This is a genomic window from Mesorhizobium sp. M0626 (assembly GCF_040320665.1).
In the GTDB taxonomy this organism is placed as follows: Bacteria; Pseudomonadota; Alphaproteobacteria; order Rhizobiales; family Rhizobiaceae; genus Mesorhizobium.
In genome coordinates this window covers 224852-240964 of record NZ_JAMYQD010000002.1, presented here as the reverse complement: position 1 = coordinate 240964, position 16113 = coordinate 224852, and the positions used below count along the sequence as shown (strand labels likewise).

At 63.0% G+C, this 16113-nt stretch carries 15 protein-coding genes; 7 read left to right on the top strand and 8 right to left on the bottom strand.

Annotated elements, in window-relative coordinates:
- The first annotated feature begins 39 nt into the window (after positions 1–39).
- From NKI37_RS03235 to NKI37_RS03215, 5 genes are all read left to right on the top strand, one after another.
- Positions 40–1071, top strand: a complete 1032-nt coding sequence (locus NKI37_RS03235) for a Gfo/Idh/MocA family protein (RefSeq protein WP_023833898.1) — start codon at positions 40–42, stop codon at positions 1069–1071.
- Positions 1068–1976 carry a sugar phosphate isomerase/epimerase family protein gene (locus tag NKI37_RS03230; RefSeq protein WP_027050609.1) on the top strand — a complete coding sequence of 303 codons (909 nt, stop codon included), beginning with the start codon at positions 1068–1070 and terminating at the stop codon, positions 1974–1976. Before NKI37_RS03235 ends, NKI37_RS03230 begins: the two co-directional genes overlap by 4 nt.
- A 116-nt stretch (positions 1977–2092) precedes the next feature.
- Positions 2093–3106: a substrate-binding domain-containing protein gene (locus tag NKI37_RS03225; RefSeq protein ID WP_027050608.1), complete on the top strand. Its 1014-nt coding sequence runs from the start codon at positions 2093–2095 to the stop codon at positions 3104–3106.
- An 86-nt stretch (positions 3107–3192) separates the two neighbouring features.
- A complete protein-coding gene (locus NKI37_RS03220; protein ID WP_023668308.1) occupies positions 3193–3990 on the top strand; it encodes an ATP-binding cassette domain-containing protein in 798 nt (265 codons plus the stop codon).
- The gene (locus tag NKI37_RS03215) at positions 3987–5027 is read left to right on the top strand and encodes an ABC transporter permease (RefSeq protein WP_023668309.1); all 1041 of its coding nucleotides are present in this window, start codon (positions 3987–3989) and stop codon (positions 5025–5027) included. The genes NKI37_RS03220 and NKI37_RS03215 overlap by 4 nt, the downstream gene beginning before the upstream one ends.
- Positions 5028–5039: 12 nt before the next feature.
- Here NKI37_RS03215 and NKI37_RS03210 read toward each other — a convergent pair whose 3' ends face one another.
- The 3 genes from NKI37_RS03210 to NKI37_RS03200 form a co-directional block, all read right to left on the bottom strand.
- The gene (locus NKI37_RS03210; RefSeq protein ID WP_352791787.1) at positions 5040–5366 is read right to left on the bottom strand and encodes a hypothetical protein; all 327 of its coding nucleotides are present in this window, start codon (positions 5364–5366) and stop codon (positions 5040–5042) included.
- A 435-nt stretch (positions 5367–5801) separates the two neighbouring features.
- Positions 5802–6290: a Panacea domain-containing protein gene (locus NKI37_RS03205; protein WP_352791789.1), complete on the bottom strand. Its 489-nt coding sequence runs from the start codon at positions 6288–6290 to the stop codon at positions 5802–5804.
- 54 nt (positions 6291–6344) lie between these two features.
- Positions 6345–9248, bottom strand: a complete 2904-nt coding sequence (locus NKI37_RS03200; protein WP_352794365.1) for an ATP-dependent helicase — start codon at positions 9246–9248, stop codon at positions 6345–6347.
- 284 nt (positions 9249–9532) lie between these two features.
- Here NKI37_RS03200 and NKI37_RS03195 point away from each other — a divergent pair, with 284 nt between their 5' ends.
- Entirely contained in the window at positions 9533–11845 is a 2313-nt protein-coding gene (locus NKI37_RS03195) for a glucose/quinate/shikimate family membrane-bound PQQ-dependent dehydrogenase (RefSeq protein ID WP_023682110.1), read from the top strand.
- A 12-nt stretch (positions 11846–11857) separates the two neighbouring features.
- Here the strand turns inward: NKI37_RS03195 and NKI37_RS03190 are convergent, their stop codons facing one another.
- Positions 11858–12358 carry a hypothetical protein gene (locus tag NKI37_RS03190; protein ID WP_155923825.1) on the bottom strand — a complete coding sequence of 167 codons (501 nt, stop codon included), beginning with the start codon at positions 12356–12358 and terminating at the stop codon, positions 11858–11860.
- Positions 12359–12494: 136 nt separating this feature from the next.
- Between NKI37_RS03190 and NKI37_RS03185 the strand changes: the two genes are divergently transcribed.
- Positions 12495–13406, top strand: coding sequence for a dienelactone hydrolase family protein (locus NKI37_RS03185; protein ID WP_023714756.1), 912 nt, complete (start codon positions 12495–12497; stop codon positions 13404–13406).
- Positions 13407–13409: 3 nt separating this feature from the next.
- Here NKI37_RS03185 and NKI37_RS03180 read toward each other — a convergent pair whose 3' ends face one another.
- From NKI37_RS03180 to NKI37_RS03165, 4 genes are all read right to left on the bottom strand, one after another.
- A complete protein-coding gene (locus tag NKI37_RS03180; protein ID WP_023668313.1) occupies positions 13410–13859 on the bottom strand; it encodes a response regulator in 450 nt (149 codons plus the stop codon).
- On the bottom strand, positions 13856–15004 hold the full coding sequence (locus NKI37_RS03175) for a histidine kinase dimerization/phosphoacceptor domain -containing protein (RefSeq protein WP_023668314.1): 1149 nt from the start codon (positions 15002–15004) through the stop codon (positions 13856–13858). The genes NKI37_RS03180 and NKI37_RS03175 overlap by 4 nt, the downstream gene beginning before the upstream one ends.
- Positions 15005–15263: 259 nt before the next feature.
- Complete coding sequence (locus NKI37_RS03170) at positions 15264–15461, bottom strand: hypothetical protein (RefSeq protein WP_013531006.1); 198 nt, start codon at positions 15459–15461, stop codon at positions 15264–15266.
- A 146-nt stretch (positions 15462–15607) separates the two neighbouring features.
- Positions 15608–16093: a thioesterase family protein gene (locus NKI37_RS03165; protein WP_023714755.1), complete on the bottom strand. Its 486-nt coding sequence runs from the start codon at positions 16091–16093 to the stop codon at positions 15608–15610.
- Positions 16094–16113: the final 20 nt, after the last annotated feature.

Here is a 16113-nt window from a genome sequence, read left to right as displayed (position 1 = left end):
GACATTCGGTCTGGAGGGGCCGGACGGGAGGAATGCCGGATGATGAATGCCGTCCTCGTCGGCTGTGGAGCGATGAGCAAGGCCTGGCTCGATGCCGCGAGGCAGATCGACGGGCTGGCCATTGTCGGCTTGGTCGATCTCGACGCCGAACGGGCGAAGGCGAGGGCGCGCGAATACGGGCTTGACGGCGCCGTCATCGGCACCAGCTTGGATGCGGTGCTCGACCAGACCAGGCCGGACGCGGTGTTCGATGTCGTGGTTCCCGCCGCCCGGCGCGACGTCGCCTTTGCCGCCTTTGCCCATAATTGCCATCTGCTGACGGAAAAGCCGCTGGCCGATACTCCAGAAAATGCGCGCGCCATCGTCGATGCCGCACGTAACGCGGGGCGTATCCATGCGGTCGTGCAGAACCGCCGCTACGTCGCCAATGTCCGGCGCATCAGGCGCTTTCTCGACTCCGGCGCCATCGGCAAGCCAACCAGCATCCATGCCGATTTCTTCGTCGCGCCGCATTTCGGCGGCTTCCGCGAGGAGATGGCGCATGTGCTTTTGCTCGACATGGCGATCCATACTTTCGACGCCGCCCGCTACATGGTCGGCGGCGATCCCGCCGGCGTCTTTTGCCAGGAATGGGAGCCGGCGAATTCCTGGTACCGGCAGGGATCGTCGGCCAGCGCTATCTTCGATCTCGGCGGCGGCAAGGTGTTCACCTATGCAGGCTCTTGGTGCGCGGCGGGCTTCCGCACCAGCTGGGAGAGCACGTGGCGCATCGTCGCCGAGCACGGCAGCCTGGTCTGGGACGGCGAGGACGGACTGAAGGCCGAGGTTGTGTTGTCGGTCCGCGATGGCCTGTTCGACCTGACCCAGCCCATCACAGTACCGCCGCTCGATTCCGCCGACCGCGTCGGCGGTCATCTCGGCATCATCAAGGATTTCATCCACGCCATCGAGACCGGCAGCGAGCCGGAAACCCGTGGCAGCGACAACATCAAAAGCCTGGCCATGGTTTTTGGCGCCATCGAAAGCGCCGAGACCGGACGGCGCGTCGCAATCACACAGGAAGCATCATGATGCCAAACCCGCTTCTCGACATCCGGATCGGCACCATGGTGCGGGCCAATCTCGAAGACCCGGCCGCCTACATCAAAGAGATTCTGCCGCTCGGCTTCGAGAGCATCCAGCCCTTCTTCTGGCAGACGCTGGGCGGCAAGGATTTGGCGCGGCTCGCCGGTGAGATTGGCGAGGCGATGGGCGATGCCGATGTCGCCGTGTCGTCGATCGGCGTGTTCGGCAATCCGCTGGAGGATGGCGAGGTCGATCGCGGCGTGCTCGCGGCCTGGGAAACCGTCATCGACAATGCGCATCTGTTCGGCGCTTCGATCGTCAGCGGCTTCACCGGACGTCTGCGTGGCAAGAAGCTGACAGACAGCCTGCCGCGCTTCCGTGAGGTTTGGGGTCCGCTGGCCAGGCGCGCCGCAGACAAGGGCGTGCGCATCGCCTTCGAGAATTGCGCGATGGATGGCAACTGGGCGGCCGGCGACTGGAACATCGCCCACAATCCCGATGCCTGGGAGTTGATGTTCAACGAATTGCCCGACGACAATCTCGGCCTCGAATGGGAGCCCTGCCATCAGCTGGTCTATCTCATCGACCCGATGCCGCAGATCCGCAAATGGGCGCCGCGCATCTTCCATGTCCACGGCAAGGACGCGACGGTGCGCTGGGATGTGATCCGCGAGCACGGCGTGTTCGGCAAGCTGCCCTTCGTGCAGATGCGCACGCCCGGTTTTGGCGACAGCGACTGGACGCGGGTGATCAGCGAATTGCGGCTGGCCGGTTACAAGGGCGCCATCGACATCGAGGGCTGGCACGACCCGGTCTATCGCGGCGACCTCGAAATCACAGGCCAGGTGCGCGGGCTGGAATACCTCAAGCAATGCCGGGGAGGAGCGACCTACCTGCCGAACCCGGCGTGACCGAGGGCCGGTGGGAGGAGCCGGCCTGACAGATTGCCAAGCACTGCCGACAAGCACTGCCGAAAAGCGAATGACGAAACCCCTCGGCTCACCGAGGACAAAAGGGAGGAACGTGCATGAGCATCGCAATGAGAACGACACTTCTGCGCTCGACCGTCGTGGCCGCCGCCACGGCGCTATGCGCCGCCATCTTCACTCTGCCGGCGCAGGCGCTCGACGCCCAGTGGTGCAAGGATGTCCACATCCGCTTTTTCGTCGGCGGCGCCGAAGGCGACGCTTTCGGTACCATCGTCTATAATGGCGCCAAGCAGGCGGCGTCCGATCTCGGGCCGAAGGTCGACTATATCTTCTCGCAGTGGGACGTCGAGAAGATGGTGCAGCAATTGCGCGAGGCCGTCGCCGTGAAGCCAAACGGCATTGCCATGATGGGCCATCCGGGCGACGCCGCGATCATGCCGCTGGCCGAACAGGCGCATAAGGACGGCATCAAGATGATGTACCAGAACGTGCCGGTGCCGAAGGTGGTGGACGCGTTCGGCGGCGGTTATGTCGGCGCCCAGCAGGAGCAGCAGGGCCGCGCGCTCGGCGCTGAAGCGTTCAAGCTCGGCAAGCTCAAGTCCGGCGACAAGGCGATCATGATCGGTCCGTTCGAGAACGAGGCCCGCGGCGCGCGCGAGCGCGGCACCGTGGCCGCGCTGAAGGAAGCCGGCGTCGAGGTCATCCAGCTGTCCTCGCCGCCGAGCGGCGAATGGGCGTCCGACCCCAATCTGGCGATCCCGGTGATCACGGCGGCACTGCTCAACAATCCCGATGTGAAGGCGGTCGGCTATCCCGGCGGCCAGATGCTGGGCAACGTCGCCACCTACATGCAGGCGGCGGGACGCAAACCCGGCGACATCTTCAACTTCGGCTTCGACACCAGCCCGCAGATCGTCGAGGCGTTCAAGGGCGGCTGGGTGCAGCTGACGGCTGATCAGCAGCCGTTTCTGCAAGGCTATCTGCCGATCCTCAGCCTTTGCCAGCAGGTGGTGCTGGGCCTGGCGCCGATGAATGTCGACACCGGGGCGGGCTTCGTCACGCCGCAGAATTACGAGATCGTCGCCGAGCTCGCCAAGCAGGCGCTGCGCTGACCTCCCAAACTGCCGGCTGGGCGCAAGCCCGGCCGGCAGGACCGCCGGCACCAGGCCGGGATGATACCACAGGAGCGAGGATCGCCATGGCCGAACGCATCATCGAACTGCGCGACATCAGCAAATCCTATGGCCAGGTCTATGCGCTGGGCGGGGTCAATCTCTCGGTCGACCGCGGCGAGGTGGTTGGCTTGATCGGTGACAATGGCGCCGGCAAATCGACGCTGATCAAGATCCTGTCCGGCGTCGTCAAGCCGACCAGCGGCGAGATCCTGGTGCGCGGCAAGCCGGTGACCGGCTGGAGTGCGGCACGCTCGCGCGACGCCGGCATCGAGACGGTTTTCCAGGACCGGGCGCTGGCCGTGCAGCAGACCATCGTGCGCAACATCTTCATGGGCCGCGAACTCACCGGCTTCATGGGCTTTCTGAAGGTCAATAAAGAGATAGAGGAGGCGAGCCGGCTGATGCGCGAGATCGGCTTTACCTCGAAAGTGTTCACGCCGCATTCGATCGTCGGCCAGCTCTCCGGCGGCGAACGCCAGGGCGTGGCGATCGCGCGCGCCATCTACAAGCAGGCGGAGCTGATCATCCTCGACGAGCCGACGACGGCGCTGTCGCTGACCGAGACCGCCAAGGTCTTCCATTTCGTGCGCCAGGTGCGGGCGAGCGGGCGCTCGATCCTGTTCATCGGCCACAACATCCATCACGTCTTCGACATCGCCGACCGCTTCGTTGTGATTGACCGCGGCAAGGTGGCGCTGACCGCCGATCGCACCGAGGTCAAGTCGGCCGAAGAGCTGATCAACTTCATGGAAGACGTTGCGCATCCCGGCGGATTGCCGGGGCTGCACGAGGCCGGCGACGCGGAGAGGGCAGCACGATGAGCAAGACCATGGAACCCGATCTGCAGAGCCCTCTTGGCGGCAAGGCGGCCCGACCTGAGTGGAAGCACCCGTCCGACCACTGGCTGCGCGGTTTCGTCATCGACAACCGCGCAGCGCTCGGCACGCTCGCCGTGTTCATCATCATGATGGCGGCGTTCCTGATCGCCAACCCAACCGTGTTCACCACCTGGTATCTCTACAGATCCGTGCTGACCACGCTGCCCGTTGCGCTGTTCGTGGTGGTGCCGCTGGTCTTCGTCGTCACCTGCGGCGAGATCGACCTGTCGTTTCCCGCAACCATGGGCTTTGCCTCCTGGGTGTTCGCGCTGGTGGTGCAGGCCGGCTACGATCCGTTTCTCGGCATCGCAGCGGCGATTCTCACCGGCACGCTGCTCGGCTTTCTCGTCGGATCCCTGGTCGTTTATGGCGGGCTGTCGTCGCTGATCGCCACCCTCGGCATGAATTTCCTGCTGCGGGGACTGATCCAGATCATCAACGAGGGCAGATCGACGGCATTGACCGGTCTCAGCGACAGCTGGGCGTACACCATCTTCTCCGGTCAGGTGTGGGGTTTTCCGGTACAGGTCTTCTGGGCACTCGCCTTCGTCATTTTGTCGGCAATGCTCTACAACCGGCACCGCTTCGGCGCGCAGGTGAGGGTCGTCGGCGACAACCCCGACAGCGCCCAGCAAATGGGCATCGACGTCAAGCGTGTGCGGGTGAAAGTGTTCATCTTCACCGGCATCGGGGCCGCGATCGCCGGCACGTTTTCGGTGATGATCAACTTCACCTGGTGGCCGACCGCGGGCGACGGCTATCTCTTGCCGGTGCTGGCTTCGGTGTTCGTCGGCGGCACGCCGACCTGGGGCGGCATCGGCACGGTTGCCGGCGGCGCCATCGGCGCGGTCACCGTGTCGTTCATCCAGACCGGCGTGGTGGCGGCGGGCTTGAGCGGCTTCTACGTCCAGTTCTTCAACGGCCTGATCATCATCCTGTCGCTGTTGGGGCACAAGTGGAACCAGGCGCGGTACAGGTAGCTCGGCCGCATTCTACCGCCAGTCGAACAGCGGTGTATCGCCCAACGGCTTCTCTTCAACAGCCGGAGCTTCGGCCTGTTCTTTCCGATGTGCTGCTTCTAGAATAATTTTCGCGTCTTCTAGCGCCAACAGAAATTCATCGAGGCACTCGCGTAATTCATTTCTTGAGAGAAGCTCGAAGTCACCGCGATTCCACACGATAGGCTGGCGTTTCGCTGAATCGCCTTTTCCTACTTTTGGGAAGCAGAGAAATTCGCCAGGCGATTTCCTAAAATCGGTTAGCGAAAACACAGCATCCTCAAAAATCGTGGCGAGCAAACGCATCTGCCAGATGGTCAACGGGAAGTTTGCCCAACCCACTGTAAAGATGGGAACCTGAAGTCCATTCTCAACGATGGTTATGAGGGGCTTCACGGGAACGACAAGCCCCTTACCAACTCGAAATGGTTCAATTATTTCGTCAAAACACGGCTTGCCGAAGTAGCCTCTTTTTTCATCGTAGTCATAAAACGCCTCAACCTACTCGCCGACAATACCACGGCTATTTGCGCGTCCCTTCGACATTGCCGCAATTAACGCCGTGCGCCGATCGAGCCCATAGACAATTCGGTCTCGAATAATCGGCGAGGCGGCAGAATACGTAGTCGTTGGAAAACCGGTCACAAACCTAACGAGTTCTTTCGTCGTTCGGGCGCGATCCGGGAAAACATATCGGACCCAGTTGTGAGCGTAGGGAGGCCTGCTAAGTTTGCTTATCTGCATGAGCGTTCCTCATTAGTGCCGGGTTTGACGTAAGAAATATCGCTGGATGAGATCATCTGATATCTCCATCCCAGGATTGCTCCTCCCCGAGGCATTATACACTAGGTCCCACGGCCCACCTTTTTCGTGAGACATATTCACAAGTTTTGTCGCCCCCAAACGCATGTACTTATCGATTATCGGATACAGAAAATCTGCGTCATTTGCACCTATCGTTTCGTATACAGGCACTCTCTTCAAAGACATTAAGTCTAGCTTTGTAGCCCTGGTATTGATATCGGCCGATCCAAAAGATTTAAATTCAGAATATATTTCTCTAATTACTGGTCCATAGTCCCATGCTTCTATCTTTGCCTCAATTAGTGGCGATCCAAAGTTAGCGAGATATGTGGAATGCAAGAAATATATTATCTTGTTGATCTCAAGATTTGTGATTCCGAGCCCCTCGGCGTCCGCACGATCGAGCACCAAATTTGCAATATATCGTGAGTCGTAAGCCATTCAGTGAATTGTACCCTATTTGTTCCTCAAAAACAGACAATTTTTTGGGCAACCTCACACCGCAGCGACGAACCCGTCCAGCACGCGTTTCTGGCCGGCCTTGTCGAAGTCGATGGTCAGCTTGTTGCCTTCGATGTTGGAAATGTTGCCGTTGCCGAATTTCTGGTGGAAGACGCGGTCGCCGACACTAAAGGCTGACGGCGTGTCGGCGACGGATTTGGCGACCAGTTCGCCGTCGATGGTGCGGCCTTTGACCGAGGTGCGGCCGGCGCCATAACCGCTGTCGGTCTCGCCATAGCCGATGCGCTCGACCTGATGGCCGGAGCGCGAGCCCCAGTTGCGGTCGGTGGCCTCGGTGCGGTTGGCCTGCGCGCGCTGCCAGCCGGGCGTGGCATAGGTGTTGGAAAAGGCGCCGGATTTTTCCGCGCCGACATTGTCAAAGCGCGAGGCGCCGTAGGGGTTCTGCCGTCCTGCGCCCTGGCCGCCACGGCCCGACGCGAACGAACCGCCGCCATAGGAATTGCCGTAGCCGCCGTAGGAATTGCCGCTTTCGGCGACCTCGACATGGGCTTCCGGCAGTTCGTCCAGAAAGCGCGACGGGATGGTCGACTGCCACAGGCCGTGGATGCGGCGGTTGGAGACGAACCACAGATGCAGGTTCTTCTTGGCCCGGGTCAGGCCGACATAGGCGAGACGGCGCTCTTCCTCCAGGCCGGAGCGGCCGCCTTCGTCCAGCGCGCGCTGGTGCGGAAACAGGCCTTCCTCCCAGCCGGGGAGGAACACGGTCTCGAATTCGAGGCCCTTGGCCGAATGCAGCGTCATGATGTTGACGGCGTCAAGCTCGGCGTTCTGCTCGGCGTCCATGACCAGCGCGACATGCTCGAGGAAGGAGCGCAGCGATTCGTACTCCTCCATCGAGCGGATAAGCTCTTTCAGGTTTTCCAGCCGGCCCGGCGCCTCGACCGAGCGGTCGTTCTTCCACATGTCGGTGTAGCCGCTCTCCTCCAGAATGGTCTCGGCGAGTTCGGTGTGCGGCGTGGTTTCCAGCGCCTTCTGCCAGCGCTCGAAATTGGCCGCCACTTCGCGCAAGGCCGCGCGGGGCTTGGGCTTCAGCTCGTCGCTTTCTGCGAGCTTGGCGGCTGCCTCCAGCATCGGGATGCGCAAGCTCCGCGCCGTGTCGTGGATCTGGCGGATGGTGGCTTCACCCAGGCCGCGCTTGGGGACATTGACGATGCGCTCGAAGGCGAGGTCGTCGGCGCCCTGCGCGATGACGCGGAAGAAGGCCAGCGCATCGCGGATTTCCATGCGCTCATAAAAACGCGGGCCGCCGATGACGCGGTAATTGAGGCCGAGCGTGACGAAGCGGTCTTCGAATTCGCGCATCTGGAAGGAGGCGCGGACCAGGATGGCCATGTCGTTCAGCTTGTGCTTGGCACGCTGGTAGGTCTCGATGGTTTCGCCGACGGCGCGGGCTTCCTCCTCGGAATCCCAAGCGGCGTGAACATGCACCTTCTCGTCGTCCTCGGCGACCTTCTCGGTGAACAGCGTCTTGCCGAAGCGGCCCTCATTGTGGGCGATGAGGTGCGAGGCAGTGCCGAGGATGTGCGCGGTCGAGCGATAATTGCGCTCCAGCCGGATGATGGTGGCGCCGGGAAAATCCTTGTCGAAGCGCAGGATGTTGTCGACCTCGGCGCCACGCCAGCCATAGATGGACTGGTCGTCGTCGCCGACGCAGCAGATGTTGACTTTGTTTTCGCTCACGGGCCGTTCCGCGCCTGCCGGCGCAGGCCCTCCGCCCCCTCTTTTTTGCGCGCCTTCGGCGTCGCGGGAGTCGCCTCGCAACGGCTCGGACGCCTGGTCGGGCTTGCGGCCTTCGGCCGAGCGCGCTTTACCCTCCCCTGGATGGGGAGGGTCGCCGCGAAGCGGCGGGGGGGGGTGGCTGGCGCCGGCGCGGGGGCCCCCCCCCCCCCGGGGGGGGGGGGGGGGCGCGCGCGCCCCCCCGGGCGGGGGGGGGGGTGGGGTGGGGGGGGCGGGGGGCCCCGGGGCGACCCCCCCCGGGCGGCGGGGGCGCACCCCCCCCCCCGCGCGTATCGCGGGGGCGACCTCCCCCATCGAGGGGGAGGTAGGTCTTTGCGCCAGGAGCCGCAGCCACATGTATTGCGCGGTGTTGGTGTCCTGGTACTCGTCGACGAGGATGTATTTGAAGCGCTTGTGGTAGTCCTTCAGCACGTCCGGATTGGCGCGGAAGATGCGGATAGGGTGGCAGAGCAGATCGCCGAAGTCGCAGGCGTTCAGCGTCTTCAGCCGCTCCTGATAGGCCTTGTAGAGTTCCCGGCCCTTGCCGTTGGCGAAGCTGCGCGCGTCGCCCTCGGCAATGTCGGCGGGGCCTTGGCCCTTGTTCTTCCAGCCGTCGATCATCTGCGCGAACTGCTTGGCCGGCCAGCGCTTGTCGTCGAGGCCTTCGGCCTGGATCAGCTGCTTGATCAGCCGTACGACATCGTCGGTGTCGAGGATGGTGAAATCGGATTTGAGCCCGGCCAGCTCAGCGTGGCGGCGCAAGAGCTTGACGCCGATGGAGTGGAAGGTGCCGAGCCACGGCATGCCCTCGACGGCTTCGCCGACGAGATGGCCGATGCGCTGCTTCATCTCGCGCGCGGCCTTGTTGGTGAAGGTCACCGCCAGGATCTGCGAGGGGAAAGCCCTGCCGGTGGCCAGGATATGGGCGATGCGGGTGGTCAGCACGCGGGTCTTGCCGGTGCCGGCGCCGGCCAGCACCAGGACCGGGCCTTCGGTGGTTTCCACCGCCAGCCGCTGCTCGGGGTTGAGGCCGTTGAGATAATCGGGCGCGCTGTTGGGGCCGCTGCGGGCCGCCATGGCGCGCGCAGCTATGCCCGACGGGGCTGCGGGCCGCGCATTGGGTTCGTCAAAAAAGGGCATGTCTTCCGCAAAGCCGGACATCTCCCCCGAATGTAGTGATTCGGGAGCGAAAGACCAGAAGTGTCTACGTTTTGTTCTGGTTTGAAAGTGAGATTCTGGGGCGCAGTGCGAATTTCATCGTCCCGACGCCCGACAATGTCGTGGAGGTGCTGCAGCGTGGGAGCGGAATGAAGTCGAGCGTTTGCTCTCGCCTTATGCTGGCAGGGCCAGCTTGACACACGCGGCCTGGGGGAGAAAGCTGGCGACAGGGCAGGGGCGGCTGCCCGTGAGGCGCTGCAAAGCGCATCAGTCGAAGGAGTATCGTCTTGGCTGTCGTCATCACCTCCCTCATCCTGTTCCTCATCGGCCTCGCACTTGGCGGCGGCGGCGTCTGGCTCGCGATGCTGGGCGGCAGCTGGTACTATGTCGTCACCGGTCTCGCCTTCCTCATCGCCGCATGGCTGCTCTTCCGGCGCAAATCGACGGCGCTCTGGCTCTACGCGGCGATCGTGCTCGGCACGCTGGCCTGGGCGGTGTGGGAAATCGGCTTCGACTGGTGGGAACTCGGACCGCGCGGCGGCATCATCGTGCTTCTGGCGCTGTGGCTGCTGACGCCTTGGGCAAGGCGGGGCCTGATCGGCCCCGACGCGCGCGCGCCGCTCATTCTGGCCGTGCTCGCATCGCTCGCCGTCGCCGGTTATTCGATGACGGCCGATCCCAAGGACATCGCCGGCGACCTCAGCGCCGACAAGGTGACGCCGACTGCCGATCTCGGCGGCAATGTGCCTCCGGGCGAATGGCATTTCTACGGCCGTACGCAATTTGGCCAGCGCTATTCGCCGCTCGACCAGATCACGCCCGACAATGTCGCCAAATTGCAGCCGGCCTGGATCTACCAGACCGGCGACGTGAAAGGGCCGGACGATGTCGGCGAAACCACCTACCAGGTGACGCCGCTGAAGGTGGGCGATGCGCTCTATATCTGCACGCCGCACAATTTCGCCATCGCCATCGATGCCGCCACCGGCAAGGAGAAATGGCGTTTCGATCCCAAGATCAAGCTCGACAAGGACCGCCAGCACCAGACCTGCCGCGGCGTGTCCTATTATGCCGATGCCAAGATCGCCGCCGGCCAGCCTTGCGCGACGCGCGTCTATCTGCCGACCTCGGATGCGCGGCTGATCGCGCTCGACGCCGCCAACGGCCAGGTCTGCCCGTCCTTCGCCGAAGCCGGCACGCTCAATTTGTTGACCAACATGCCGTATCCGAAGTCGGGCTATTATTACTCGACCTCGGCGCCGCTGATTGCGGGCGGCAAGATCATCATCGGCGGCGCGGTCAACGACAATTATTCGACGCAAGAGCCGTCCGGCGTCATCCGGGCCTTCGACGTCGACACCGGCGCCCTGGTGTGGAACTGGGATTCCGGCAATCCGGACCAGACAACGCCGCTGGCGGCAGGCCAGACCTACACCCACAACTCGCCCAACATGTGGTCGACGGCAAGCGCCGACGAGAAGCTCGGCCTGCTCTATGTGCCGCTCGGCAACCAGACGCCGGACCAGCTCGGGATGGGCCGCAGCGCCAATGTCGAGAAGTTTTCCTCCTCGATCACCGCGCTCGATCTGGCCACCGGACAAGTGCGCTGGGTGCGGCAGACCGTGCATCACGACCTCTGGGACATGGATGTGCCGGCACAGCCGACCCTGGTCGACATCACCACCGCTGCCGGCGTCGTTCCGGGCCTGGTTGGACCGACCAAGCAGGGCGACCTCTACGTGCTCGACCGGCGCAGCGGCGAGCCGATCATCCCGATCAAGGAAGTGCCGGCGCCGGGCGGCGCTGTCGAGGGCGATCACACGTCGCCGACGCAGCCGGTCTCGGATCTCTCCTTCAATCCGAGGCCGCTGACCGGCGCCGACATGTGGGGCATCACCATGTTCGACCAGCTGGCCTGCCGGATCGAATTCCAGGGCCTGCGCTACGAGGGCCGCTACACCCCGCCATCGGTGCAGGGGTCGCTGGTCTATCCCGGTAATTTCGGCACATTCAACTGGGGCGGCGTCGCCGTCGATCCGGTGCGGCAGGTGATGTTCGGCATGCCGACCTATCTGGCGTTCAAATCGCAGCTCATTCCGCGCGACCAGGTGCCGCCGCCGGATGAGGGGCGCGGCAGCGAGCAGGGGCTGAACCGCAATGAGGGCGCACCCTATGCGGTGGTGATGGGGCCGTTCCTGTCGCCGCTCGGCGTGCCCTGCCAGGCGCCGCCATGGGGCTATGTGGCGGGAGCGGACCTCAGAACCGGCAAGATCGCCTACAAGCACCGCAACGGCACCGTCTACGACATGACGCCGTTGCCCTTGCCGCTGAAGGTCGGTGTTCCCGGCATTGGCGGGCCGATGATCACCGCCGGCGGCGTCGTCTTCCTGGGCGCGGCGGTCGACGACTATCTGCGCGCCTATGACCTGACATCGGGCAAGCAGCTTTGGCAGGCCAGGCTGCCGGCCGGTGGGCAGTCGACGCCGATGACCTACACCGTCGCCGACGGCCGCCAGTTCGTGGTCATCGTCGCCGGCGGCCATGGCTCGGTCGGCACCAAGCCCGGCGACTATGTGATGGCCTATACGCTGCCGAAGTAGCAGCGATGTGACTTAGGTAAGTGATCGGCCCGGCAGATATTCTGTCGCGCCGCCCCTCATCTGCCTGCCGGCATCTATACGGGGAGAAGTGCCCGGCAGGGCGATGAGGGCAGCAGCAGCCTTGGTCAGCTTGCGTAAGAGATGGCCTTTGAGGCTGGGCACGGAGCCCAGTACTTCATTGGTTAGCTGCGGCCCTGTTTCGGCCTGCTGGATCAGCGTGGTGCCGGCCGACGCCGGTCGACGCGGACCTTCACCATCCGAGCGGCGGCTGCGGCAGCAGCGGAGCGCATTGCCAGCAAGGCAGCAACAGCAAGCACGAGCGCGCTTGCAAGGATCGGAGTAGACAAGGTCATGGCGTTGTTCCTTCTCGTCGGGCTCGCCGCTACGAGCGAGACCATCATCAGCTTCCTTCCATATTGTGGCGGCACCATCGACATTCTCTGAAATGACCAAAATGTGATGGGCGCGTTCGGCGGGGCGGCCGCATCGTTCGATGGCGCAAGCGTCACCCATCCGAGACTGGACCGTGCGAGCTTCCACCCTATCTTGATCCGCGAGGTAATCCCGGAATGACGGCAAGTCATCCCGGAGTGACCCGCAAGGTCATTCCGGAGTGACCGTGAGGTCATCTCCTAACGAGGAGCACGCCATGACGAAACCCATCGCCGAAGCCGCTACGCCTGCCGTCAAAGGCCCTGCCATCACCCAGGCGATGATCGATGCCTATGACGAATACACGCATCTGACGCTCGACCGCCGCCGCTTCATGGAGCAACTGACCAGGCTTGCCGGATCGGGCGCGGCGGCGGCCGCGATCGCGCCGCTGCTTGCGGCGAATTCGGCGCAGGCGGCAATCGTCGCCGACAACGATCCGCGCGTGAAGGCTGAAGATATCACCTATTCCGGCAGCAGCGGTGAGATGAAGGGCTATCTGGTCAGGCCGGCGGACCAGTCCGGCAAGCTCGGCACCGTCATCGTGGTGCATGAGAACAGGGGGCTCAACCCGCATATCAAGGATGTGGCGCGGCGCGTTGCGCTGGAGGGGTTCGTGGCGCTGGCGCCGGATTTCCTGTCGCCGCTCGGCGGCACGCCCGCCGACGAGGACAAGGCGCGCGACATGTTCACCAAGCTCGACGCCAGCCAGGTCACCGCCGATGGTGTGGCGACCATCGCCTATCTCAAGGGCGAGAAGGACGGCAACGGCAAGGTCGGTGCTGTCGGCTTCTGCTGGGGCGGCGGCACGGTCAACAATCTGGCGGTCAACGCGCCCGATCTCGCCGCCGGCGTCGCCTACTACGGCATGCAGCCGAAGGCCGAGGATGTGGCGAAGATCAAGGCGGCGCTGTTGCTGCACTATGCCGGCCTGGACGAGCGCATCGACGCCGGCATCGAAGCCTACAAGAAGGCGCTCGACGCCGCCCATGTCGAATACACGCTCTATGTCTATGACGGCGTCAACCATGCCTTCAACAACGACACCTCGGCCGCGCGCTACGACAAGAAGGCAGCCGATCTCGCCTGGGGCAGGACGATCGCTTTCCTCAAGGAGAAGCTGGCGTAGGCTTCAGGCCGCGGACGACGCCCATACGCTCTCATAGGCCGGCGACAGCGTAAAGCCGGCCGGCAGCACCGAGACCGGGGGCGGACGCCGCACGCCCTCCTGCAGATAGCGCAACGCCGAAACCAGTCCGTTCATCGTGTAGGGCTTGGCGATGACGCCGATCGCGCCGGCGAAATGGTCGGGGATGCGTTTTGGATTGGCGGTCATGAACACCACCATGGAACGGTTACCCTCGCGGATATGCTCGGCAACCTCGACCCCGGTCGGCCCGTCGGCGAGGTGGATATCGACAAAGGCAATATCGGCATCGGCGGTATCAATCATACCTCTTGCTTCGGCCAACGATGTCGCCCAACCCACAACGCTGTGGCCGGCTTCCTCGACGAGGCTTTCCAGTTCCATCGCCAGCAACGCCTCATCCTCGACGATCAGGACCTTGAGCGGTTCGTTCATGACAGCTTCCCTTTCTGCTGCGGTTCGTTCGGCATCGAGATGACGACCTTTGTGCCCGGGCCGGCGTCGCGCCATTCGATGTCGGCATGCAACTGACGGGCAAGCGACTTGATCAGCCGCATGCCGAAAGAAGCATCGCCACTGGCCTCGGCCATGCCGACGCCGTCATCGGAAACCTCGATGTTGAAGTGGCCGTCGGGCTGGCTCATCTTGATGCCGATGCGCCCCGCGGTGGTGCCGTCCGGCTTTTCCTTGAAGGCATGCTTCAGCGCGTTGGTGACAAGCTCATTGACCATCAAGGCAACAGGCGTGGCTTTTTCGGCCGGAATGACGATGGGTTCGAGGTCCAGCGTCGGCTTGATCTCGGCGCGCCCCGATGCGGTCAGCAGGTCGGTGACCAGATCCCTGGCGAAATCCGAGACATCGAAGCGGCTGACATCCTTTGACTGGTAGAGACGGCGATGCACAGTGCTCAGCGCCTCGATGCGCTCCAGCATGGTGGTCAGGGATCGCTTCGTCGCTTCATCCTTGATTGCCCGGCTTTGCATGATGATCAGCGAGGAGATCATCTGCAGGTTGTTTTTCACCCGATGGTCGACCTCGTGCAGCAGCGTGGTCTGCGCCTCAAGGGCGGCCTCAAGCTCGCGTGTGCGTTCCTTGACAGCCTTTTCAAAACGGTTCTTGTCGGCGGTGATGCGATCCTCCGAGCGCTTGCGATCCGAGACGTCGAGCTGTGAGGCAAAGAAGAACAGGAGTTCGCCTTTGTCGTTGGAAACCGGGCTGATGTAGAGCGCATTCCAGAACGTCGAGCCGTCCTTGCGGTAGTTCAACAGATCGATGGCGATATCGGTTCCCGCTGCTATCGCGTCGCGCACGCTAGCCACAGCTGCCTTGTCTGTCTCTGGCCCCTGCAGGAAGCGGCAGTTCTTGCCCATGACCTCGTCGCGCTCGTAGCCGGTCAGGCGCAGGAACGCGTCATTGGCAAAGACGATCGGATTGTCCGCCTGACGGGGATCGGTGATGACCATCGACATGCGGGTGGCGCGGATGGCGGCCGCGAACGGATCGCCCTTGCCGTGCTCGGCATGCAGATTGTCCGTCATGTGCCATGCGTCGGCCGGTTCCCTGGTCCTTTTCCAGTCCATGCTTTCACTCCAAGCCGTTTTTCAGGGGTCACAACGGCTTAGACGTGGAATTGGTTCAATCTTGATCTTCTTGTCGCAGGCAGCCATTTGCGGAACCGAATCGCCGGTTCCACAACGGATTGAAATAAATGGGTTTGAAGGTTGTCGGATGTAGCCGATTCGCTGAAAGCAGGGCTGGCGCCGACCTATAGAAATGATCAGATCGCAATTGTCCGTGGCGGCGCTCGCCGGTGGCGGCTTTCTCAGAACAGCGGAAACATCAGGCGTGGCCACGCTTCATGCGCGCCTGCTTCAGGATGGCGCGCCAGCGGATCATGTCGAAGGGGATAGGCTCGTTGTTGTTGGCGATGTGGAAGATCTCGTTGTTGACGTTCTTCAACGAGCGCCAGAAATCATAGTCGGTGATGCGCGGATCGGCAGCCAGCCTGTCCACCTCGACCTTAATGTCGGTTTTCATGCACGTTCCTCGAACCGCCTGTTGCCCGCCGCCCGCGTCACAACTCGCATGGCACCGTTCTCAAACGGTCAGCTGAGTCGTTCAATGGCCCAAATGGCTTGTTCACGTTAAAACCTTGGTAAGGTTAACGCGGGCGCGGCAGCGCTTCAAGCGGTCCTGCGGCGAATACCGATCGAACGGCCGGCGCGCTCGGGCATCGGCAGTGCAGAATGGGCGGCGCGCATGGCTTCCACCTTGGCCTGCACATCGGCGGGGAAGGGCGCGACTTTCGGCCCGGACATGTCGACATGCAGCGACAGGGTTTCGGAGGTGGCGGCAAGCCAGCCATCGACATGGCGGATTTCCTGGTAGGCCCGCAGCCGCTTGTCGTCGTGATCGATCAGCTGGAAGGATACGACGACCTTGTGTTCGAGGTGCAGTTCCTGGACATAGCAAACATGGACTTCGGCCGTGTAGATGGTCAGGCGCCGCTCTTTGACATAGTCCAGCCCCATGCCCATCGCCTCGAACGCCTCATCCGACCAGCGGTCGAACAACACGTTGTAATAGGCCATGTTGAGATGGCCGTTGTAGTCGATCCAGTCCTTCTCGATGTCCATCGGTTTGGAAACGAAGGGGGCAGGGATGGGCATGGAAACTTCCTTGTTCTGGT

Coding starts and splice junctions, on each gene's coding strand:
- NKI37_RS03170 (WP_013531006.1), bottom strand. CDS start 15,461: ATGAAAACCGACATTAAGGTCGAGGTGGACAGGCTGGCTGCCGATCCG.
- NKI37_RS03205 (WP_352791789.1), bottom strand. CDS start 6,290: ATGGCTTACGACTCACGATATATTGCAAATTTGGTGCTCGATCGTGCG.
- NKI37_RS03220 (WP_023668308.1), top strand. CDS start 3,193: ATGGCCGAACGCATCATCGAACTGCGCGACATCAGCAAATCCTATGGC.
- NKI37_RS03180 (WP_023668313.1), bottom strand. CDS start 13,859: ATGAACGAACCGCTCAAGGTCCTGATCGTCGAGGATGAGGCGTTGCTG.
- NKI37_RS03235 (WP_023833898.1), top strand. CDS start 40: ATGATGAATGCCGTCCTCGTCGGCTGTGGAGCGATGAGCAAGGCCTGG.
- NKI37_RS03225 (WP_027050608.1), top strand. CDS start 2,093: ATGAGCATCGCAATGAGAACGACACTTCTGCGCTCGACCGTCGTGGCC.
- NKI37_RS03200 (WP_352794365.1), bottom strand. CDS start 9,248: ATGTCCGGCTTTGCGGAAGACATGCCCTTTTTTGACGAACCCAATGCG.
- NKI37_RS03215 (WP_023668309.1), top strand. CDS start 3,987: ATGAGCAAGACCATGGAACCCGATCTGCAGAGCCCTCTTGGCGGCAAG.
- NKI37_RS03190 (WP_155923825.1), bottom strand. CDS start 12,358: ATGGGTGACGCTTGCGCCATCGAACGATGCGGCCGCCCCGCCGAACGC.
- NKI37_RS03185 (WP_023714756.1), top strand. CDS start 12,495: ATGACGAAACCCATCGCCGAAGCCGCTACGCCTGCCGTCAAAGGCCCT.
- NKI37_RS03175 (WP_023668314.1), bottom strand. CDS start 15,004: ATGGACTGGAAAAGGACCAGGGAACCGGCCGACGCATGGCACATGACG.
- NKI37_RS03165 (WP_023714755.1), bottom strand. CDS start 16,093: ATGCCCATCCCTGCCCCCTTCGTTTCCAAACCGATGGACATCGAGAAG.
- NKI37_RS03230 (WP_027050609.1), top strand. CDS start 1,068: ATGATGCCAAACCCGCTTCTCGACATCCGGATCGGCACCATGGTGCGG.